This is a genomic window from Arenimonas sp. MALMAid1274 (assembly GCF_049195245.1).
Classification (GTDB): Bacteria; Pseudomonadota; Gammaproteobacteria; order Xanthomonadales; family Xanthomonadaceae; genus Arenimonas.
In genome coordinates this window covers 884,830-904,180 of record NZ_JBMIRR010000027.1, presented here as the reverse complement: position 1 = coordinate 904,180, position 19,351 = coordinate 884,830, and the positions used below count along the sequence as shown (strand labels likewise).

Here is a 19,351-nt window from a genome sequence, read left to right as displayed (position 1 = left end):
GACCAGCGGGGGAAAGGATGCGCCTGGTTGACGCGTTCGAAGCGTCGCAAAGCGTGGTCGCGGTACTCCGCGCCCGCGATGGGGCCTTCGTCGGCGTCAATGCCGCATTCGAGCGTATCACCGGCTGGCGTCGCGACCAGGTGATCGGCCGCCTTCCGATGGAGTTGGACCTGTGGCCGGAGCTGGAGTTCCGGGCCAGCGTCTGGAGTGTGCTGCGCGCCGAGCAGCGGGTGGTGGACATGCCGATGCGCATGGCCTGCCCCGACGGCCGCATCGTCGCCGGCCACCTGAACGTCGAATACACCCGAGAGGGCGACCAGCCGGTGCTGTTCTGCCTGATGCATGTGTTGCCCGAGGGTCAGGACGCCACCGTGCCTGAACCCGGGCATGCGCTCTACCGGTCGCTTTACCTGGCCGCGTCCGAAGGCATCTACCGCAGCCTGCCCGAGGGCGGCTTCGTGGACGTGAATCCGGCGATGGCCCGCATGCTGGGCTTCGAATCGCCGCGGCAGATGCTGATCGAGACGGCGCGGGACGCCGTTCGCTTCTACGTGGACGCGGACCAGGCCCGCCGCATCCACGCCCGGCTGATGTCGGGTGGCCGGCTCGAGCGCGAGCGCTCGCAGGTGCTGCGGCGCGATGGCCGGGTGATCTGGGTCAGCGAGAATGCGCGCGCCATCCGCGACGCCGACCGCAACGTGCTGTTCTTCGAAGGCTCGATGGTGGACGTGACCGTGCAGGTCGAGGCCGAGCAGGCGCTGCGCCAGTCGCAGGCCCTGTACCAGGTGCTGGTGGAGAACAGCCGCGACGGCGTCTTCCTGATCCAGCGCGGCCGCATCATCTTCGCCAACGAGGCGATGGCGCAGATCCTGGGCTACGGCGCCGGCGAACTATTCGGCAAGGAATACATGGAGCTGGTGGACGCCGGCGACCAGCCGGCCCAGACCAGCCGGCGGGCCGAGCGCGAGGCCGGCTCGCGCGACCTGCAGGTCTACGAGATCCACCTGTGCCGCAAGGACGGCCGCCGCATCCTGTGCGAAGTGCGCGCCGACGCGGTTGAGTACCAGGGCGACATCGCCTCCACCGGCACCATGCGCGATGTCACCGACGAGCGCCGCCGGCAGCGGGACATCGCCGAGGCCGAGCTGCGCTACCGCGAGCTGTTCGAGAACTCGCCGGCCGGTTTGTTCCGCACCAGCCTCGATGGGCGCGTGATGGAGGTGAACCGCGTGCTGGCCGGCATCCTGGGCTACGACAGCGTCGAGCAGCTCAAGGCCTCGGTCAGCGACATGCTCGACGTGTACGCCGATCCGGGCGAGCGCGAGCGCATGGTGGCGCGTGCGCTGCGCGACGGCTCCTTCAGCCAGCATGAAACCCGGGTGCGCACGCGCAGCGGCAGGCTCAAGTGGGTCAGCGCCAGCGCCCTGCTGATCCGCGACGAGCAGGGCGAACCGGCGCATTTCACCGGCTCGGTGCTGGACATCGACGAGCGCCACGAAATGCAGCTGGCCCTGCTGCGATCGGAAAGCAAGTACCGCACCCTGGTCGAGCACAGCCAGGTGGGCGTGTTCATCATGCGCGGCGACCGCTACACCTACGTCAACCAGGCCTTCGCGCGCATGCTGGGCTACGAGGAGACCGCGCTGCCGGGCCTGGATTTCCGCGACATCATGGCGCCCGAGGCCATCCCGCAGTCCGAGCGCCGCGACCGCCTGCGCGAGTCGGGTCAGCCGGTGCCGTCGGACTTCGACTCGGTGCTGCTGCACCAGGACGGCCACCGCGTGCACGTGCGGGTGAGCATCGGACCGGTGCTGCTCGACGGGGTCGAGCACATGACCGGTACCGTGCTCGACGTGACCCGACAGCGCGAGGCCGAGGAGCGGCTGCGCTTCCACGCCACCCACGACCCGCTCACCGGCCTGCCCAACCGCATGCTGTTCAACCAGCGCCTGGCCGAGGCGATGCTGCAGTCCGCGCAGGCCGAGGACCGGCGCCGCCGGCGTTACGCGGTGCTGTTCCTGGACCTGGACGGCTTCAAGTGGGTCAACGACAGCCTGGGCCATGGCGCCGGCGACCGGCTGCTGGTCGAAATCGCTCGCCGGCTGGAGGACAACCTGCTGCGCGACGTGCTGATCGCGCGCTACGGCGGCGACGAGTTCACCCTGCTTCCCGACGGCGACTGCGACCACGACCGCGCCGTAGACATCGCACGGCGCGTGCTCAAGCTGTTCGAGCAGCCCTTCGACCTCGGGGGCCAGCAGGTCTTCTCGGCGGCCAGCCTGGGCATCGTGATCGGCCGCAAGGAGTACGAATCGCCCGACCAGGTGCTGCGCGACGCGGATACCGCGATGTACCGGGCCAAGGCCGCCGGCAAGTCGGGCTTCGTCATCTTCGACGAGGGCATGCACCAGGAGGCGCTGAGCCGGCTGCAGCTGGAGACCGATTTCCGCATGGCCTTCGACCGGGCCGAGTTCCGGCTGCACTACCAGCCGATCATCGAGCTGCAGACGGGGCGGCTGGTGGGCGCCGAGGCCCTGGTGCGGTGGCGGCACCCGATCCGCGGCCTGCTGCCCCCCGGCGAATTCCTGGCCGTGGCCGAGGAGACCGGCCTGATCGTGGACATGGACGCCTGGGCCCTGCGCGAGGCCTGCCGCCAGCTGGCCGACTGGCGCGACCGCTACCCGGAGCACGCCGGCCTGAGCATGAACGTCAACGTGGACGAGCGGCAGATGGTCTCGCCCGAGATCGTCGAAGAGGTGTTCGGACTGCTGCAGAAGCACCGGCTGCCGCCCGCCAGCCTGCGGCTGGAGGTCACCGAGACCGCGTTCCGTGCGGGCCGCGGCCAGGCCGAGCAGCGCCTGCTGTCACTCAAGGCGCTTGGCGTAGGCCTGGTCGTGGACGATTTCGGCACGGGCTATTCGTCGCTGGAGTCCTTCGCCGCCTCGCCCTTCGATGCGCTGAAGATGGACCAGGTCTTCATCCGCGACATGGAGACCAATCCCCGGCACCGGGCGATCGTGCGCACCATCACCGGATTCGCCGACGAGCTGGGCCTGGCCCTGACCGCCGAAGGCATCGAAACCGAGGGCCAGCGCGAGCTGCTGCGCTCGGTCGGCTGCCAGTTCGGGCAGGGGTATCTATTCTCGCGGGCCCTGCCGCCGGAAGACTTCGAGCAATTGCTCTTGGCCTCTGCCCGCATCGTCGGCTGAGCTGTCTTCCGAGGCGCGGTTTCGCCGTGCTAGCCTGCCAACGCAACGTTCCCGAGGTTTTCCCCATGTCTCGCGCCTTCAATTTCAGCGCCGGTCCCGCCGCGCTGCCCGAACCCGTCCTGCGCCAGATCCAGGACGAGATGCTTGAGTGGCAGGGCGAACGCGCCTCGGTGATGGAGGTCAGCCATCGCGGCCAGGCCTTCATCGACTGCGCCGCCGCCGCCGAACGCGACCTGCGCGAGCTGATGGGCATTCCTGCCGACTATGCCGTGCTGTTCCTGCAGGGTGGCGCCACCACACTGTCGGCGCTGCTGCCGCTGAACCTGGCCGGCCCGGACCAGACCGCCGACTTCGTGCTCACTGGCCACTGGGGCGAAAAGGCGCTGGAAAACACGCGTCCGTCGATGAAGACCCACGTCGCCGCCAGCGCCAAGGCCGGCGGCTACACCGGCATCCCCGGCCGCGCCGACTGGCAGCTCACGCCGGGCGCGGCCTTCGTGCACTACACCCCGAACGAGACCATCCACGGCGTTGAGTTCCACGACATTCCCGACGTGGGCGACGTGCCGCTGGTGGCCGACGTCTCCTCCAATTTCCTGTCCAAGCCGGTGGACGTGACCCGCTTCGGCGTGCTGTACGGCGGTGCCCAGAAAAACCTGGGGCCGGCCGGGCTGACCCTGGTGATCGTGCGCAAGGACCTGCTGGGCCGGCACGGCCGTGACCTGCCGCCGATCTTCGACCTGCAGAACCAGGCCAAGAACGATTCGATGTTCAACACCCCGCCCACCTTCGCCTGGTACGTGCTGGGGCTGGTGCTGCAGTGGGTCAAGCGCGAGGGTGGCGCGACCGCGATCGGCGAGCGCAACGCGCGCAAGGCTGCCGCGCTGTACGCCGCCATCGACGGCTCCGGCGGCTACTACCGCAACACCGTCGACGTGGCGGCCCGGTCGTGGATGAACGTGCCGTTCTTCCTGCCCGATGCGGCCTTGGACAAGCCTTTCCTGAAGGAGGCCGAGGCGGCGGGCCTGCTGGGCCTGAAGGGCCACCGCGCCGTCGGCGGCATGCGCGCCTCGATCTACAACGCCATGCCCGAAGCCGGCGTGCAGGCCCTGGTGGACTTCATGGCCGACTTCGCGCGTCGCAACGGTTGAGCCATGGCGACCCGCAAAACCGCGCCGGGCAAGCCCGCTTCCAGAGCCAAGGCTGCCCCTGAATCCAAGGCTGCGACGAAGGCCAAGGCTGCCCCGAAGGCCAAGGCCGTCCTCGCGGCTCCGGTGCTGTCGGAGGTGCGCGAGCGCATCGACGGCATCGACCGCCAGATCCAGACCCTGATCGCCGAGCGCGCGCGCTGGGCGCAGCAGGTCGGCAAGGCCAAGGGCCCGCTGCGTGCCGCGGTGGACTACTACCGGCCGGAGCGCGAATCGCAGGTGCTGCGCCAGGTGCTGGACCGCAACGACGGGCCGCTGAGCGACGAGGTGCTGCTGCGGCTGTTCCGGGAAATCATGTCGGCCTGCCTGGCCCAGCAGGAGCCGCTGAAGGTCGGCTACCTGGGTCCGGAGGGCACCTTCTCCCAGCAGGCGCTGCACAAGCACTTCGGGCATTCGGCCCAAGGCCTGCCGCTGGCCAGCATCGAGGAGGTGTTCCAGGAAGTGGAGGCCGGGCACGCCGACTTCGGCGTGGTGCCGGTCGAGAATTCGGGGCAGGGCACCATCCAGTCCACGCTGGACATGTTCCTGACTTCGCCGCTGAAGATCTGCGGCGAGGTGGAGCTGGCCGTGCACCAGCACCTGATGTCGCGCACCGGCCGGCTCGAGGACATCGAGCGGGTGTATTCGCATCCGATGTCCCTGGCGCAGTGCAAGGCCTGGCTGCGCCAGCACCTGCCCAAGGCCGAGAAGATCCCGGTCGCCAGCAACGCCGAGGCGGCGCGACGCTCGCGCACGGCCGACGATGCGGCGGCCATCGCCGGCGAGAGCGCCGGCCATGTCTATGGCCTGAAGGTCGTTGCGGGCCCGATCGAGGATCGCCCCGACAACACCACGCGATTCCTGGTGCTCGGGCGCGAGCTGTTCACCGCCAGCGGCCACGACCGCACCTCGCTGCTGGTGTACGTGCGTGACCAGCCTGGCGCGCTCTACAACGTGCTCAGCCCGTTCGCGCGCCACGGGGTCAGCATGAACCGCATCGAGTCCAGGCCCTCGCACACGGGCCGCTGGCAGTACGCGTTCTTCATCGACGTCAGTGGCCATGTGCAGGACGACAAGGTCAGCCGCGCGCTGTCGGAGCTGGGCGAGTACGCCGCCGACGTGAAGGTGCTGGGTTCCTACCCGGTCGCGCTGCTCTGAGCATGGCGCCGCGCGCGGACCTGGCCTTCTTCGAGGCGCTGGCGCAGCCTGGCGTGCGCGGCCTGCGCGCCTATGACCCGGGCCTGGACCTGGTGGCGCTACGGCGGACCGCGGGGCTGCCGGGCCTGGTCGAGCTGGGCTCGAACGAAAACAGTCTGGGACCGGGCCCTGCCGCCCGGGCCGCGTTCGTGGCTGCGGCCGGCTCCCTGCATCGGTATCCCGATCCGAACGGAGGCGACCTCAAGCGGGCGCTGGCGGCGCACCACCGCGTGGCGACCGAATCGCTGTTGCTCGGCAACGGGTCGCACGAGCTGCTGATGATGCTGGCCCAAGTCTTCGCCGGACCGGGGCAGGGCGTGGTGATGTCGCGGCACGGCTTCGCGGTGTATGCGCTGGCGGCGCAGGCCGCGGGGGCCGAGCTGCAATGGGCGGAGTCCTTGCCCGGGGACCACGCCATGCCGCGTGGCCACGACCTGGACGCGCTGGCCGCGGCGGTCACGCCGCACACGCGCCTGGTCTACCTGGCCAATCCCAACAATCCCACCGGCACCTGGTTCGAAACCGCGCGATTGGCGGAGTTCCTGCAGCGCCTGCGGGACGACGTGCTGGTGGTCGTGGACGAGGCCTACCTCGAGTACGTGACCGACCCGGCGCTCGTATCGGCGCTGACCCTGCTGCCCGCACACCGCAACCTCGTCGTGACCCGGACCTTCTCCAAGGCGCATGGCCTGGCCGGCCTGCGCGTGGGTTACTTGGTCGCCGACCCCGGCCTCGTGGCCGTGATGGAGCGGGTGCGCGAATCCTTCAACGTCAATGGTCCCGGCCTGGCCGCCTGCGAGGCGGCGCTGGGCGATGCGGCACACCTGGCCTCCGTGCGCAGCGGAAATGCGCGCGAGCGAGAGGCCCTGGCCGATGCATTGCGCGCACGCGAACTCATTGTCGCGCCGTCCCAAACCAATTTCCTGTTGGTGGATTTCGGTTGCGATGCGGCGCCGATCGAGTCGCGCCTGGTCGCCGGCGGCGTCGTCCCCCGGCCGATGGCAGGCTATGGGCTGGCCACCTGCCTGCGCCTGACGGTCGGCACCCGGGAAGAGAACCGGCGCCTGCTGCAGGTCCTGGACGAGGCGCTGGCATGAGCTCTGGCCGCGTTGACTGGCAGGCCGGCGCGGGCTCGCCCTTGCGCGGGGAACTGGTGGTCCCCGGTGACAAGTCGGTTTCGCACCGGGCCGTGATGCTGGCCGCGATCGCTGACGGCACGTCCGAGATCGAAGGTTTCCTGGAAGGTGAGGACACGCGCGCCACCGCCGCGATTTTCCAGTCGCTGGGCGTGCGCATCGATGCCCCCGACCCGAGCCGCCGGCGGGTCCATGGCGTGGGCCTGCACGGCCTGCGCGGCGCCCCGGGACCGCTGGACTGTGGCAACGCCGGCACCGGCATGCGGCTGCTGGCGGGTCTGCTGGCCGGTCAGGCGTTCGAGAGTGTGCTCGTTGGCGACGCTTCGCTGTCTCGGCGGCCGATGGGGCGCGTGATCACGCCGCTGAGGCAGATGGGTACGCGGATCGATGCGGCGGAAGGGGGCTTGCCGCCCCTTACAATCCACGCGAATAATGTGTTGCAAGCCATTGATTATGAACTCCCCGTGGCTAGCGCGCAGGTGAAATCGGCCGTGCTGCTGGCAGGGCTGTACGCCCGTGGCGAAACCCGCGTCCGCGAGCCGCATCCCACCCGTGACTACACCGAACGCATGCTGGCGGCGTTCGGCTGGCCGGTCCGGTTCCGGCCGGGCGAGGCCGTGGTCCCGGGCGGTCATGCCCTGCGAGCGACGGCAGTCAGCGTGCCCGCCGACTTTTCATCCGCGGCCTTCTTCCTGGTCGCCGCCAGCCTGGTGCCCGGTTCGGACTTGCTGCTCCGGCGGGTCGGCATGAACCCGCGTCGCACCGGCCTGCTGCAGGCCCTGCGGCTGATGGGCGCCGACATCACCGAGCTCGACCCGGGCGAGCAGGGCGGCGAGCCCGTGGCCGACCTGCGCGTGCGCCATGCCCGCCTGCGCGGTATCGAGGTGCCCGAGGTCCTGGTGCCGGACATGATCGACGAGTTCCCGGCGCTGTTCGTCGCGGCCGCGCTGGCCGAGGGGCGCACCGTGGTGCGGGGCGCGGCCGAACTGCGGGTGAAGGAATCGGACCGCATCGCGGTCACCGCCGCCGCGCTGCAGGCCCTGGGCGCCCGGATCGTCGAAGCTCCGGACGGCGCGGTGATCGACGGCGGCGCCCTGGCCGGCGGCGTCGCCGACAGCCACGGTGACCACCGCGTGGCCATGAGCCTGGCCATCGCGGCCCAGCGCGCCGCCGGCCCGGTCGAGATCCTGGACTGTGCCAATGTCGCCACGTCCTTCCCGGGCTTCGTGCCGCTGGCACGGTCGGTCGGCTTCGGACTTTCCAGCCCCCAAGCCGAGTAGAATCAGGGCCATGCCGCACATTCCTGTCCTGACCATCGATGGCCCCTCCGGTTCGGGCAAGGGCACCATCAGCCGCGCCGTGGCCGAGCGCCTGGGCTGGCATTACCTCGATTCCGGGGCCCTGTACCGGGCCGTCGGCCTGGCCGCGGCCTGGGAGTCGCTGGACCTGAGCGACCCGGACGCCGTGGCCCAGTGCGCGGCCCGCACCGAGATCCGGTTCGAGACCCAGGGCTCGGGCGAGCCGCACGTGATCGTCAATGGCAAGGACGCTACCCGCCAGCTGCGGACCGAAACCGCCGGCGCGGCGGCCTCGGCCATTGCCGCCCACCCCCCCGTGCGGGCGGCCCTGGTGGACCTGCAGCACCGTTTCCGGCGCGGTCCGGGCCTGGTCGCCGACGGCCGGGACATGGGCACGGTCATCTTCCCGGACGCCGACTACAAGGTCTTCCTGACCGCCAGCGCCGCGGAAAGGGCGCAAAGGCGCTATAAGCAGTTGAAGGAAAAAGGGGTTTCGGTTAATCTTGACAGTCTGCTGCACGAAATCGCCGCTCGCGACGAGCGCGATGCCGGACGTGCCGTGGCGCCCCTGAAACCCGCAGCCGATGCGGTGATCGTGGACTCCACCGGCACGCCCATCACCGAGGTGATCGAGCGCGTGCTGGCGGTGCTGCCGGAAAACCTCCGTCCGCCCCGCCAGGCGTAAGTCTCCCCGGCGCATCCCGCCCCGACCCGGGCGCGACTTCTCTGACGCAGAAACCAGGTCCCGCGCCATGAGGCGCGGAGTCTCCATCCACGCGCGCAAGCGCCAACAGGTGGGTCCGCTGCGGATGCGGTGGCCCGTATGTCCAACCAGGTAACCAACAATGACTGAATCTTTCGCTGAACTGTTCGAACAGAGCCAGACCGCGCTCAACAAGCTCAAGCCGGGCGCCATCGTTTCCGGCACCGTGGTCGAGGTCCGCTCCGACGTGGTCGTGATCAATGCCGGCCTCAAGTCGGAAGGCATCATCCCGATCGAGCAGTTCCGTAATGAAGCCGGCGAGCTCGAAGTGGCCGTCGGCGACACCGTCAAGGTCGCGCTCGAGTACCTCGAGAACGGCTTCGGCGAGACCGTGCTTTCGCGCGAGAAGGCCAAGCGCGCCATGGTGTGGGACGAACTCGAAGCTTCCATGGAAGCCGGCGAGATCGTCACCGGCCGCATCAGCGGCAAGGTCAAGGGCGGCTTCACCGTCGACATCCGCGACGTCCGCGCGTTCCTGCCGGGTTCGCTGGTGGACGTGCGTCCGGTCCGCGACCCGGGCTACCTCGAGGGCAAGGAACTCGAGTTCAAGATCATCAAGCTCGATCGCAAGCGCAACAACGTCGTGGTCTCCCGCCGTGCGGTGGTCGAGTCCGAGTCGAGCGTCGAGCGCGAGCAGCTGATGGAGCGCCTGCAGGAAGGTGCCGTGATCAAGGGTGTGGTCAAGAACCTCACCGACTACGGCGCGTTCGTGGACCTGGGCGGCATCGACGGCCTGCTGCACATCACCGACATGGCCTGGAAGCGCGTGCGCCATCCGTCCGAAGTCGTGAACGTGGGCGAAGAGCTGGACGTGCGGGTGCTGAAGTTCGACCGCGAGCGCAACCGCGTTTCGCTCGGCCTCAAGCAGCTGGGCGACGATCCGTGGGACAACATCGCCCGCCGTTACCCGACCGGTTCGCGCCTGTTCGGCAAGGTCTCCAACGTCACCGATTACGGCGCGTTCGTCGAGATCGAGCCGGGCGTGGAAGGCCTGGTGCACGTGTCCGAGATGGACTGGACCAACAAGAACGTCAACCCGTCCAAGGTCGTCCAGCTGGGCGACGAGCTCGAGGTGATGGTGCTGGATGTGGACGGCGAGCGCCGCCGCATCTCGCTGGGCATCAAGCAGTGCACCCCGAACCCGTGGGAAGCGTTCTCGGCCCTGTTCAAGAAGGGCGACAAGGTCTCCGGCCAGATCAAGTCCATCACCGACTTCGGCATCTTCATCGGCCTGGACGGCGGTATCGACGGCCTGGTGCACCTGTCCGACATCTCCTGGAACACCACCGGCGAAGACGTCGTCCGCAACTTCAAGAAGGGCGACACCCTGGAAGCCGTCGTGCTGGCCGTGGATCCCGAGCGCGAGCGCATCTCGCTGGGCGTGAAGCAGCTCGAGCAGGATCCGGTGGGCCAATACATGGCCACCACCCAGAAGGGCACCATCGTCACCGGCGTGGTCAAGGAAGTGGACGCCAAGGGCGCCACGATCGAGCTCGACGGCGGCATCGAGGGCTATGTGCGCGCCAACGACATCGCCAAGGAGCGTGTTGACGACGCCACCCAGTACCTCAAGGTCGGCGACGCCATCGAAGCCAAGTTCATCGGCATGGACCGCAAGGGCCGCACCATGCAGCTCTCGATCCGCGCCAAGGACGAGGCCGAGCTGCAGGACAACCTGGCCGAAGTGAACAAGTCGTTCGACGCTTCCAGCGGCACCACCAAGCTGGGCGCGCTGCTGCGCGAGCAGCTGAACAAGGGCGAGTAATCGCCCACCGGTCCGCGGCCCGGGGGCATCCCCCGGGCCGCGCGATCCTTCCCTGCAACGTTCCCGAGGTTCCGCCCAGACATGACGAAGTCTGAACTGATCGAAGTGCTGTCGCGTCGCCAGGCCCATCTCAAGGCCGACGACGTGGACTTGGCCGTCAAGACCCTGCTCGAGATGATGAGCGGCGCGCTGACCCAGGGCGAACGCATCGAGATCCGCGGCTTCGGCAGTTTCTCCCTCCATTTCCGTCCGCCGCGCCTGGGCCGCAATCCCAAGACCGGCGACTCCGTGGCCCTGCCCGGAAAGTACGTCCCGCATTTCAAGCCCGGCAAGGAGTTGCGCGACCGCGTCAACGCCAGCCCGGCTGCCCCGGAAGCCTGAGTTTCCGGCCCGCCATGGGCTAAGCTTGCAGCGACCCGCCCCTGGACCCGCCGCGGATGCGATTGATCAAAGCCCTGTTGGCCCTGCTGTTCATCGCGCTTGGCGTGCTGTTCGGCGCCATGAATCGCGACCCGGTCCGCATCGAGCTCGGCTTTGCCAACCTCGACACCAGCCTGGGCATCAGCCTGCTGCTGGCCGTGCTGGCCGGCGCCCTGCTCGCGGGGCTGGTGCTGACCGCCGGCGTCATCTGGCCACTGCGCCACCGCCTGCGCCGCGGCGCACCCACCTCCGACCCGATCCTGCCCGCCAGCCATGACTGAGTGGGCCTGGCTGTTCCTGCTGCTGCCCATCGCGGCGGGCACCGGCTGGCTGGCCGGCCGGCGCGGTGGCGAGCGCCGCGGCGGTGCCCGCATTTCGCGCCTGTCCAACACCTACTTCCGTGGCCTGAACTACCTGCTCAACGAGCAGCAGGACAAGGCCATCGAGGTCTTCCTGCAGATCGCCGCCGTGGACAAGGACACGGTGGAAACGCAGTTCGCACTGGGCCACCTGTTCCGGCGCCGCGGCGAAGTGGACCGGGCCATCCGGCTGCACCAGAGCCTGATCGCCCGCAACGGTCTGAGCGAGGAGCAGAAGACGCGCGCCGTTCTGGCCCTGGGCGAGGACTACATGCGCGCCGGCCTGCTCGATCGCGCCGAAACCCTGTTCACCGACCTGGTGCGCATGGGCGTGCTGGCGCCGCAGGCGCTGCGGCACCTGATCTCCATCTATCAGGCCGAGCGCGACTGGGGCAAGGCAATCGAACACGCGCGCCAGTTCGAGGCCGCCAGCGGCGAGCCGATGGGCAAGCTGATCGCGCAGTACCACTGCGAACTGGCTGAGAAGGCCCGGCTCGCCGGCGCCCTCGACGACGCCCGTCGCCACGTGGCCGAGGCCTACGCCGCCGACAGCCACTCGGTGCGCGCGGGTCTGGCCGAGGGCCAGCTGGAGCTGGCGGCGGAAAACGACGCGGCCGCCATCCGCGCCTTCGAGCGCGTGGCCCGTCACGACATCGAGTTCCTGCCCGACATCCTCGAGCCCCTGCTGCGCTGCTACGAGCGGCGCAACGACAGCGCCCGCGCGCGCGGCTTCCTGATGGAGATGATCGAGCACTATCCGGGCGTGTCGCCGGTACTGGCACTGACGCGCCTGATCGAGCGGGAAGAGGGCCAGGCCGCCGCGCTCGGGTTCCTTGCGCGCCAGCTGCAGCAGCGGCCCTCGGTGCGCGGCGAGGCCGCCTTCATCGACCTCAGCCTGCGCCAGGACGATGGCAATGCCGATGCCGCACTGCAGACGCTGAAGCAGATCACCGACCAGCTGGTGGTGCGTACGCCGGGATACCGCTGCCAGCGCTGCGGCTTCAGCGCGCGCGCGCATCACTGGCAGTGCCCGGGCTGCAAGTCCTGGGGCAGCATCAAGCCGGTGCATGGCGCGGTGAGCGAATGATGGCCTGGCCCGCGGCGCCGCCCGCGGCCCTTGCCCTCGGGGCCGCGCTGGTCTCGCTGGTCGCCTGCGGCGCGTGGCGCCGGTTCGCCTTGCGGCGGCAGGTGATGGACCTGCCCGATGAGCGCCGGCTGCACACCGTGCCTACGCCGCGCGGTGGCGGCGTGGGCATTGCACTGGCGCTGCTGCTGGCCAGCCCCTGGCTGGGGCAGGGCGGGGCGCTCTTCGCGCTGGGCCTGCTGATCAGCGCCGGGGGCGGCTTGTGGGACGACCTGCGCCCGCTGCGGGCCCTGCCCAAGCTGGGGCTGCAGGCGCTGGGCGCGCTGCCGCTGGCCCTGGCCTGGCCGCTGCTGCCCGGCGTGCTGGGCGAGGCGACCGGCGTGTTCGCGGCCTGGCTGCTGACGGTGTCCCTGGTCAACATCTGGAATTTCATGGACGGCAGCAACGGGCTCGCGGCCAGCCAGGCCCTGCTGGTGGGCGCGGGGTCGGCACTGCTGGCCACGGCTGGTTCGCCGGCCGCCTGGCTCGGGGTGATGCTGGCCGCGGCCTGCCTCGGTTTCCTGCCCTGGAACCTGCCTACCGCAAGGCTTTTCCTGGGCGACGTGGGCAGCCACGCGTTGGGCTATGCGGTCGCCGCGCTGGGCCTGATGGTGGTCGGCCAAGGCAATGCCAGCCCCTGGCAATGGCTGCTGCTGCCTTCTGTGTTCCTGCTCGATGCCGGCATCACGCTGGCCTTGCGCGTCTGGCGCCGGCGGAAATTCTGGCTGGCCCATCGCTGGCATCTGTACCAGCGCGCCGTATCGGCAGGGTGGAGCCACGTTGGCATCGCCGCGGCCTATGCCGCCTGGACGCTGTGCTGCGTGCTGCTGGCGATCTCGGCCGATGGCCTGCCAGCCGTGCTTCAGCTGGCGCTACTGCTGGGCATGGCAGGCTTGGGGGCTTTGGTCTATGCGTGGTCGACCCGGCGTTGGCCGCTGCCGGCGCCCGTGACGGAGTTCCAGCGATGAGAGTGTATTCGGGCGCCAGCAGCGTGCTGCCGCGGCTGTTGATCGTGCTGCACGACCTGGCCATGGTCGCGCTGGTCTGGACCAGCCTGCGCTGGCTGGCCAGCTATGCCGGCGCACCGCCCGCTTCGGCCCTGGGCCTGGAGCTGGCCATCGTCGCCGGCACCCAGGGCGTGGTGCTGCGCATGGTCGGCCTGTACCAGGGGCTGTGGCGCTTCGCGAGCCTTCCCGACCTGGCCAACCTCGTGCGCGCGGCGCTGCTGGGCGTGCTGCTGATCGTGTGCATCCTGTTCCTGCTGGGCATGCTGGACATGGTGCCGCGCCGGGTTCTGTTCCCGTATCCGATCGCGCTGGTGGTGGCCCTGGGCATGCCGAGGTTGTTGTACCGGTTGTGGAAGGACCACCGCCAGGGCAAGGGCAATGGCGCCACCGAGCGCGTGCTGGTGCTCGGCGCCGGCCGCACCGCCGAGACCCTGTTGCGTGACCTGCGAAGCGACGGCCGCTACCAACCCGTGGGCCTGCTCGACGACCAGCGCGCGCTCAAGGGCGTCAAGGTGCAGGGCGTCCCGGTGCTGGGCTCGATCGACGAGTTGCCCTACATCGCGCAGGAAACCGCGCCCAAGCTGATCGTGATCGCCATGCCTTCGGCCAGCGCGGCCGAGATGCAGCGCGTGGTGTCGCTGTGCGACGAAACCGGCCTGCCGTTCCGGACCGTGCCGCGCCTGTCGGACATGCTGGCCGGCAAGCCGCAGCGCCTGGAGCTGAGCGAGGTCCGCATCGAAGACCTGCTGGGCCGCAAGCCCGTGGAATTCGGTGCGGCCGAAGCGGCGGTGCAGGGCAAGCGCGTCATGGTGACCGGGGCGGGCGGATCCATCGGCTCCGAGCTGGCGCGCCAGTGCGCCGCCGCGGGCGCGCGCAGCGTGATGCTGCTCGAGCGGGCCGAACTGCCGCTCGACGATGTCGCCAGCGAACTGCGCCGCAATTTCCCCCACCTGGACGTGCTGCCGGTGCTGGCCGATTGCGGCGATGCGGTCGCCTGCCGCATCGCCCTGGCCGAAGGCATGGACTATGTCTTCCACGCCGCCGCCTGCAAGCAGGTGCCGATGCTCGAAGGGCAGGTGCGCGAGGCGCTGCGCAACAACGTGCGCGCCACCGCCACCTTGGCCCGCGCCTGCCGGGACGCGGGCGTCGGCAATTTCGTGCTGATTTCCACCGACAAGGCCATCTGCCCGATCAACGTGCTGGGCGCCAGCAAGCGCTTCGCCGAGCTGGTCTGCCAGGCCGAGCTGGAGGGCAGCCAGGTGCAGCTGTCGGTGGTGCGCTTCGGCAACGTGCTCGATTCGGCGGGCAGCGTGGTGCCGCTGTTCCGCAAGCAGATCAGCCAGGGCGGGCCGGTGACGGTGACCCATCCCGAAGTGACGCGCTACTTCATGACCATTCCCGAGGCCTGCCAGCTGATCCTGCATTCGGTCAGCCTGGGCCGCGATCCATCGTCGGTGTACGCGCTGGACATGGGCCGGCCGGTGGCCATCCGCGAGCTGGCCGAGCAGATGATCCGCCTGAGTGGCAAACGGCCGGGCATCGACATCGCGGTGAGCTACACCGGCCTGCGTCCGGGCGAGAAGCTGCACGAAATCCTTTTCCATCCCGACGAGCGCTACCAGCGCACGCGCCATCCGCGCATCCTGCAGGCGGCCCCGCGCGAGGTGCGTGGCGACGTGCAGCGCGCGCTGCTGGCGCGCCTGGACCAGCTGCTGGCCGATGCGCGCTCCGAGCAGGCGCTGGTCGCGCTGCTGCGTGAAGCCGTGCCGGAGTACACTCCGGGTCCGGAGGGCGGCGAAACGCCGGCCGCCTCATTTCCGTCGCAAGAGTGAGATACGCCGAGCAATGAGTTTCCGCATCCGAAAAGCCGTATTCCCTGTCGCCGGCCTGGGCACCCGCTTCCTGCCCGCGACCAAGACCGTGCCCAAGGAAATGCTTCCCGTCGTGGACAAGCCGCTGATCCAGTACGCGGTGGACGAGGCGATCGAAGCGGGCTGCGACACCCTGGTCTTCGTTACCAACCGCTACAAGCACGCCGTTGCCGATTATTTCGACAAGGCCTACGAGCTAGAGGTGAAGCTCGAGAAGTCGGGCAAGACCGAGCTGCTGGGCATGATCCGCGACGTGCTGCCGCGGCACGTCCGCGCCATCTTCGTCACCCAGGCCGAGGCCCTGGGCCTGGGCCACGCCGTGCTGTGCGCGCGGCCGGTGATCGGCGATGAACCCTTCGCCGTGCTGCTGCCCGACGACCTGATCTGGAACAAGGGCCCCGGTGCGCTCAGGCAGATGGCGGCATTGGCCGAACGCGAATCGGCCAGCGTGATCGCCGTGCAGGACGTGCCGCCGGACCAGACCGGCAGCTACGGCATCGTCGCCACCGGCGACGTGCAGGGCCGCACGGCGCAGATCAACGCGATCGTCGAGAAGCCGCGTCCGGACGTGGCGCCGAGCAACCTGGCCGTGGTCGGCCGCTACGTGCTCAGCGGACGCATCTTCGACCTGCTCTCGCGCACGCGTCCGGGCGCCGGCGGCGAGATCCAGCTCACCGACGGCATCGCCGCGCTGATGAAGGAAGAGCGCGTGCTGGCGCACCGCTTCGAAGGCAAGCGCTTCGACTGCGGCAGCCGCATCGGCCTGGTGGAGGCCACCATCGAGTTCGCGCTGCAGCACGACGACCTGGCCGAAGATACCCGAGAGATCATGCGCGCCGCGCTGGCCCGCTGATCAGGACAGCAGTCGCCACGCGGTCCAGGCCATCACGGCCACCGCCAGCCCCACCGAACCGATCGCCGCGGCCTGCAGCCGCGAAGCGACGCGGCGTGCATCGTCGCCATGCCGGACGGGTCGCTGGCCCAACAACTGCAGGCCCGCCGGGGGCCACTGCCGCTGTTCCCGTGTCTGCCTGGCCCAGTCGGCAAGGTAGCGCGCCAGTAGCAGGGCCATCGCCGCGATCGCCAGGTTGATCAGCGTTGACGCCATCGCCACCTGGCGCATGGCGCGGTCGGGATCATCGAATCCGAACTCGGCCACGTGCCGCAGCCAGGCTTCGTAGCCCAGCAGCAGCGCGACACCGACGGCCGCCACGGTGCCCAGCACCCGGAGGGTGCGGAGACGGTGCTGGTGCTCCCGGCGCTGTTCTCGTTGATCCATGGTTTCCTGCCGCCGCGCGATGGTGACATCCTAGACGCTGATTGCTGACGGTGACGGCCATGGACGCCTCCAGTTACTACCGTGCGTCGGCCGCGCCGCAGGCCGGCTACGCCCCGCTCACGGGCCGCCGCGAGGTGGATGTATGCATCGTCGGCGGCGGTTTCGCCGGCCTCAACACCGCCCTGGGCCTGGCCGAGCGCGGCCGGCCCGACGTGCTGGTGCTCGAGGCGCAGGCCATCGGCCACGGGGCGTCCGGCCGCAACGGCGGCTTCGTGTTCGGCGGCTTTTCCCGGGGCGAGGGCCAACTGCTGGCCGAGCTTGGGCCCGATCGGGCGCGCAGCCTTTACCTGGGCACCCAGTCGGCCGTGGACCTGATCCGCCAACGCATCGCCCGCCACCGCATCGACTGCCAGGCCACCGATGCCGGCGTCCTGTGGGCAAACTGGTTCCGGGATCCTGCGGTGCTTCGGCAGCGCCAGGCGCTGCTGGCCGAACACTTCGACACCCACTGGGACTGGGTGCCGCGCGAGGACCTGGCGACCCGACTGCGTACCCCGCGCTACGGTGACGCCCTGTTCGAACGCAACGCGCTGCACTTCAACCCGCTGGCGTACGCGCACGGACTGGCGCGCGTCGCCTCGGGGCTGGGCGTGGCGGTGCATGAGAACAGCCCGGCAATCTCGCTCCAACGGGCAGGCAGCGCCTGGCGCGTGCGCACGGCACAAGGGGAGGTGCAGGCGCGCGAGGTGGTGCTGGCCTGCGGTGGTTACCTGGCCGGGCTGCGGCGGGACGTGGATGCCGGCGTGCTGCCGATTGCCACCTACGTGATGGTGACCGAGCCGCTGGGCGCAAGGCTGCAGGAAGGCCTGAACACCCAGGCGGCGGTTTATGACACCCGCTTCGCCTTCGATTACTACCGTCCGCTGCCGGACACGCGGCTGCTGTGGGGCGGCCGCATCTCGGTGCGCGACCGCGCGCCGGACGCGGTCAAGCGCCTGCTGCGTCGCGACCTGCTCAAGGTCTACCCGCAGTTCGAAGGCGTGCGCATCGAGCACGCGTGGTCGGGCCTGATGAGCTACGCCCGCCACGAAATGCCGCAGATCGGCCGCATCGACGACGGCCTGTGGCTGGCCCAGGCCTTCGGTGGCCACGGCGTGGCGCCCACCACCTTCGCGGGCGAGGTGCTGGCCTCGGCCATCGCCCAGGACGATCCGCGCTGGCGGCAGTTTTCGCACTACGGCCTGGTCTCGGCCCTCAAGCCGGCCGGCTTCGTGGGTGCGCAGCTCAGCTACTGGTGGCTGCAAGCCAGGGACGCGTGGAAGTCGCGGATGGAGGGGTGGGGCAGATGATTTTTGACGCGGATGAACGCGGATGACGCGGATAAAAGCCTGTTTAATGGCTTGAAGCCGGGCGCATCGCAATCCAATCGTCCTTCCGCTTCTATCCGCGTAATCCGCGTTCATCCGCGTCAAAAAACCTCTTCCCGGCAAGAAAAAAAAGCGGGCCTCCGAAGAGGCCCGCCCATGCTGCCAGGAGTCAGAGCGACTCGAAGATGCCGGCCGCGCCCATGCCCGTGCCGATGCACATGGTGACCATGCCGTACTTGCTCTTGCGGCGCTGCATGCCGTGCACCAGGGTGGCCGTGCGGATGGCGCCGGTGGCGCCCAGCGGATGGCCCAGCGCGATCGCGCCGCCCAGCGGGTTCACCTTGTCCGGATCCAGGCCGCAGGTGCGGATCACCGCCAGGGCCTGGGCCGCGAAGGCCTCGTTGAGCTCGATCCAGTCGATCTGGTCCTGGGTCAGGCCGGCCTGCTTGAGCACCTTGGGAATGGCCGCGATCGGGCCGATGCCCATCACTTCCGGGCGCACGCCCGCCACCGAGAAGCCGACGAAGCGCGCCAGCGGCGTCAGGCCGTATTCCTTGATCGCCTTTTCGGACGCCAGCATCACCGCCGCCGCGCCGTCGGACATCTGCGAGGACGTGCCGGCCGTCACGCTGCCGCCGTTGCGGAACACCGGACGCAGCTTGGCCAGGCCTTCCAGGCTGGTGTCGGCGCGCGGGCCTTCGTCGTTCTCCACCAGCAGCTCGCGCAGCTTGACGGTGTTGCTGCCCACCACCGGCTGGCGCGAGATCACCTGATAGGGCGTGATCTCGGCCTTGAACTCACCGGCGGCCTGGGCGGCCAGCGCCTTCTGGTGCGAGGCCACGGCGAACGCGTCCTGGTCCTCGCGCGAGATATTCCACTCCTCGGCGACCTTCTCGGCGGTGATGCCCATGCCGTAGGCGATGGCCACGTTCTCGTCGCGCGCGAACACTTGCGGGCTCATGGCCACCTTGTTGCCCATCATCGGCACCATGGACATGGACTCGGTGCCGCCGGCCAGCATCAGGTCGGCATTGCCCAGGCGGATCTGGTCGGCCGCCATCGCCACGGCCTGCAGGCCCGACGAGCAGAAGCGGTTGATGGTCTGCGCGGCGATCACGTTGGGCAGGCCGGCCAGCAGCAGGCCGATGCGCGCCACGTTCATGCCCTGCTCGCCCTCGGGCATGGCGCAGCCGATGATGGCGTCGTCGATGCGGGTCGGGTCGATGCCGGGCACCTGCGCGACCACGGCGCGCAGCACGTGCGCCAGCATCTCGTCGGGACGGGTGTTGCGGAAGACGCCGCGCGGGGCCTTGCCCACCGGGGTGCGGGTGGCGGCGACGATGTAGGCGTCCTGGATTTGCTTGGTCATG

Annotated in this window: 16 protein-coding genes; 14 read left to right on the top strand and 2 right to left on the bottom strand. The window is 69.5% G+C overall.

The window, feature by feature from the left end; translation table 11 throughout:
- The first annotated feature begins 17 nt into the window (after positions 1 to 17).
- The 13 genes from ACOQFR_RS12845 (at position 18) to galU (ending at position 16,188) form a co-directional block, all read left to right on the top strand.
- The gene (locus ACOQFR_RS12845) at positions 18 to 3,209 is read left to right on the top strand and encodes a PAS domain S-box protein (RefSeq protein WP_421382500.1); all 3,192 of its coding nucleotides are present in this window, start codon (positions 18 to 20) and stop codon (positions 3,207 to 3,209) included.
- Between the two features lie 65 nt (positions 3,210 to 3,274).
- Positions 3,275 to 4,360 (top strand): 3-phosphoserine/phosphohydroxythreonine transaminase, encoded by a 1,086-nt coding sequence (serC, locus tag ACOQFR_RS12840; RefSeq protein ID WP_421382498.1) that lies wholly within the window; start codon positions 3,275 to 3,277, stop codon positions 4,358 to 4,360.
- A gap of 3 nt (positions 4,361 to 4,363) precedes the next feature.
- A complete protein-coding gene (gene pheA / locus ACOQFR_RS12835; RefSeq protein ID WP_421382496.1) occupies positions 4,364 to 5,554 on the top strand; it encodes a prephenate dehydratase in 1,191 nt (396 codons plus the stop codon).
- A gap of 2 nt (positions 5,555 to 5,556) precedes the next feature.
- Positions 5,557 to 6,690, top strand: a complete 1,134-nt coding sequence (gene hisC / locus ACOQFR_RS12830; protein WP_421382494.1) for a histidinol-phosphate transaminase — start codon at positions 5,557 to 5,559, stop codon at positions 6,688 to 6,690.
- Positions 6,687 to 8,009 (top strand): 3-phosphoshikimate 1-carboxyvinyltransferase, encoded by a 1,323-nt coding sequence (aroA, locus tag ACOQFR_RS12825; protein WP_421382492.1) that lies wholly within the window; start codon positions 6,687 to 6,689, stop codon positions 8,007 to 8,009. Before hisC ends, aroA begins: the two co-directional genes overlap by 4 nt.
- A gap of 10 nt (positions 8,010 to 8,019) precedes the next feature.
- Positions 8,020 to 8,712: a (d)CMP kinase gene (gene cmk / locus ACOQFR_RS12820; protein ID WP_421382490.1), complete on the top strand. Its 693-nt coding sequence runs from the start codon at positions 8,020 to 8,022 to the stop codon at positions 8,710 to 8,712.
- A 160-nt stretch (positions 8,713 to 8,872) separates the two neighbouring features.
- The gene (gene rpsA, locus ACOQFR_RS12815) at positions 8,873 to 10,555 is read left to right on the top strand and encodes a 30S ribosomal protein S1 (protein ID WP_421382488.1); all 1,683 of its coding nucleotides are present in this window, start codon (positions 8,873 to 8,875) and stop codon (positions 10,553 to 10,555) included.
- A gap of 81 nt (positions 10,556 to 10,636) precedes the next feature.
- The gene (locus ACOQFR_RS12810; RefSeq protein WP_421382486.1) at positions 10,637 to 10,936 is read left to right on the top strand and encodes an integration host factor subunit beta; all 300 of its coding nucleotides are present in this window, start codon (positions 10,637 to 10,639) and stop codon (positions 10,934 to 10,936) included.
- Between the two features lie 56 nt (positions 10,937 to 10,992).
- Positions 10,993 to 11,256, top strand: a complete 264-nt coding sequence (locus ACOQFR_RS12805) for a lipopolysaccharide assembly protein LapA domain-containing protein (RefSeq protein ID WP_421382484.1) — start codon at positions 10,993 to 10,995, stop codon at positions 11,254 to 11,256.
- Positions 11,249 to 12,421: a lipopolysaccharide assembly protein LapB gene (lapB, locus tag ACOQFR_RS12800; RefSeq protein WP_421382482.1), complete on the top strand. Its 1,173-nt coding sequence runs from the start codon at positions 11,249 to 11,251 to the stop codon at positions 12,419 to 12,421. The genes ACOQFR_RS12805 and lapB overlap by 8 nt, the downstream gene beginning before the upstream one ends.
- On the top strand, positions 12,421 to 13,425 hold the full coding sequence (locus ACOQFR_RS12795; protein ID WP_421382480.1) for an MraY family glycosyltransferase: 1,005 nt from the start codon (positions 12,421 to 12,423) through the stop codon (positions 13,423 to 13,425). Before lapB ends, ACOQFR_RS12795 begins: the two co-directional genes overlap by 1 nt.
- Positions 13,422 to 15,296, top strand: coding sequence for an SDR family NAD(P)-dependent oxidoreductase (locus ACOQFR_RS12790; RefSeq protein ID WP_421382478.1), 1,875 nt, complete (start codon positions 13,422 to 13,424; stop codon positions 15,294 to 15,296). Before ACOQFR_RS12795 ends, ACOQFR_RS12790 begins: the two co-directional genes overlap by 4 nt.
- A gap of 13 nt (positions 15,297 to 15,309) precedes the next feature.
- Positions 15,310 to 16,188 carry a UTP--glucose-1-phosphate uridylyltransferase GalU gene (galU, locus tag ACOQFR_RS12785; protein WP_421382476.1) on the top strand — a complete coding sequence of 293 codons (879 nt, stop codon included), beginning with the start codon at positions 15,310 to 15,312 and terminating at the stop codon, positions 16,186 to 16,188.
- Here galU and ACOQFR_RS12780 read toward each other — a convergent pair whose 3' ends face one another.
- The gene (locus ACOQFR_RS12780; RefSeq protein WP_421382474.1) at positions 16,189 to 16,614 is read right to left on the bottom strand and encodes a hypothetical protein; all 426 of its coding nucleotides are present in this window, start codon (positions 16,612 to 16,614) and stop codon (positions 16,189 to 16,191) included.
- A gap of 59 nt (positions 16,615 to 16,673) precedes the next feature.
- On the opposite strand from ACOQFR_RS12780, the gene ACOQFR_RS12775 reads away from it, so the two are divergent.
- Positions 16,674 to 17,963 carry an NAD(P)/FAD-dependent oxidoreductase gene (locus ACOQFR_RS12775; RefSeq protein WP_421382472.1) on the top strand — a complete coding sequence of 430 codons (1,290 nt, stop codon included), beginning with the start codon at positions 16,674 to 16,676 and terminating at the stop codon, positions 17,961 to 17,963.
- Between the two features lie 187 nt (positions 17,964 to 18,150).
- Here ACOQFR_RS12775 and ACOQFR_RS12770 read toward each other — a convergent pair whose 3' ends face one another.
- The gene (locus ACOQFR_RS12770; RefSeq protein ID WP_421382470.1) at positions 18,151 to 19,350 is read right to left on the bottom strand and encodes an acetyl-CoA C-acyltransferase; all 1,200 of its coding nucleotides are present in this window, start codon (positions 19,348 to 19,350) and stop codon (positions 18,151 to 18,153) included.
- Position 19,351: the final 1 nt, after the last annotated feature.

Bases quoted from the DNA above. Each gene is read 5' to 3' on its own strand.
- ACOQFR_RS12845 (WP_421382500.1), top strand. From the start codon at position 18: ATGCGCCTGGTTGACGCGTTCGAAGCGTCGCAAAGCGTGGTCGCGGTA.
- serC (WP_421382498.1), top strand. From the start codon at position 3,275: ATGTCTCGCGCCTTCAATTTCAGCGCCGGTCCCGCCGCGCTGCCCGAA.
- pheA (WP_421382496.1), top strand. From the start codon at position 4,364: ATGGCGACCCGCAAAACCGCGCCGGGCAAGCCCGCTTCCAGAGCCAAG.
- hisC (WP_421382494.1), top strand. From the start codon at position 5,557: ATGGCGCCGCGCGCGGACCTGGCCTTCTTCGAGGCGCTGGCGCAGCCT.
- aroA (WP_421382492.1), top strand. From the start codon at position 6,687: ATGAGCTCTGGCCGCGTTGACTGGCAGGCCGGCGCGGGCTCGCCCTTG.
- cmk (WP_421382490.1), top strand. From the start codon at position 8,020: ATGCCGCACATTCCTGTCCTGACCATCGATGGCCCCTCCGGTTCGGGC.
- rpsA (WP_421382488.1), top strand. From the start codon at position 8,873: ATGACTGAATCTTTCGCTGAACTGTTCGAACAGAGCCAGACCGCGCTC.
- ACOQFR_RS12810 (WP_421382486.1), top strand. From the start codon at position 10,637: ATGACGAAGTCTGAACTGATCGAAGTGCTGTCGCGTCGCCAGGCCCAT.
- ACOQFR_RS12805 (WP_421382484.1), top strand. From the start codon at position 10,993: ATGCGATTGATCAAAGCCCTGTTGGCCCTGCTGTTCATCGCGCTTGGC.
- lapB (WP_421382482.1), top strand. From the start codon at position 11,249: ATGACTGAGTGGGCCTGGCTGTTCCTGCTGCTGCCCATCGCGGCGGGC.
- ACOQFR_RS12795 (WP_421382480.1), top strand. From the start codon at position 12,421: ATGGCCTGGCCCGCGGCGCCGCCCGCGGCCCTTGCCCTCGGGGCCGCG.
- ACOQFR_RS12790 (WP_421382478.1), top strand. From the start codon at position 13,422: ATGAGAGTGTATTCGGGCGCCAGCAGCGTGCTGCCGCGGCTGTTGATC.
- galU (WP_421382476.1), top strand. From the start codon at position 15,310: ATGAGTTTCCGCATCCGAAAAGCCGTATTCCCTGTCGCCGGCCTGGGC.
- ACOQFR_RS12780 (WP_421382474.1), bottom strand. From the start codon at position 16,614: ATGGATCAACGAGAACAGCGCCGGGAGCACCAGCACCGTCTCCGCACC.
- ACOQFR_RS12775 (WP_421382472.1), top strand. From the start codon at position 16,674: ATGGACGCCTCCAGTTACTACCGTGCGTCGGCCGCGCCGCAGGCCGGC.
- ACOQFR_RS12770 (WP_421382470.1), bottom strand. From the start codon at position 19,350: ATGACCAAGCAAATCCAGGACGCCTACATCGTCGCCGCCACCCGCACC.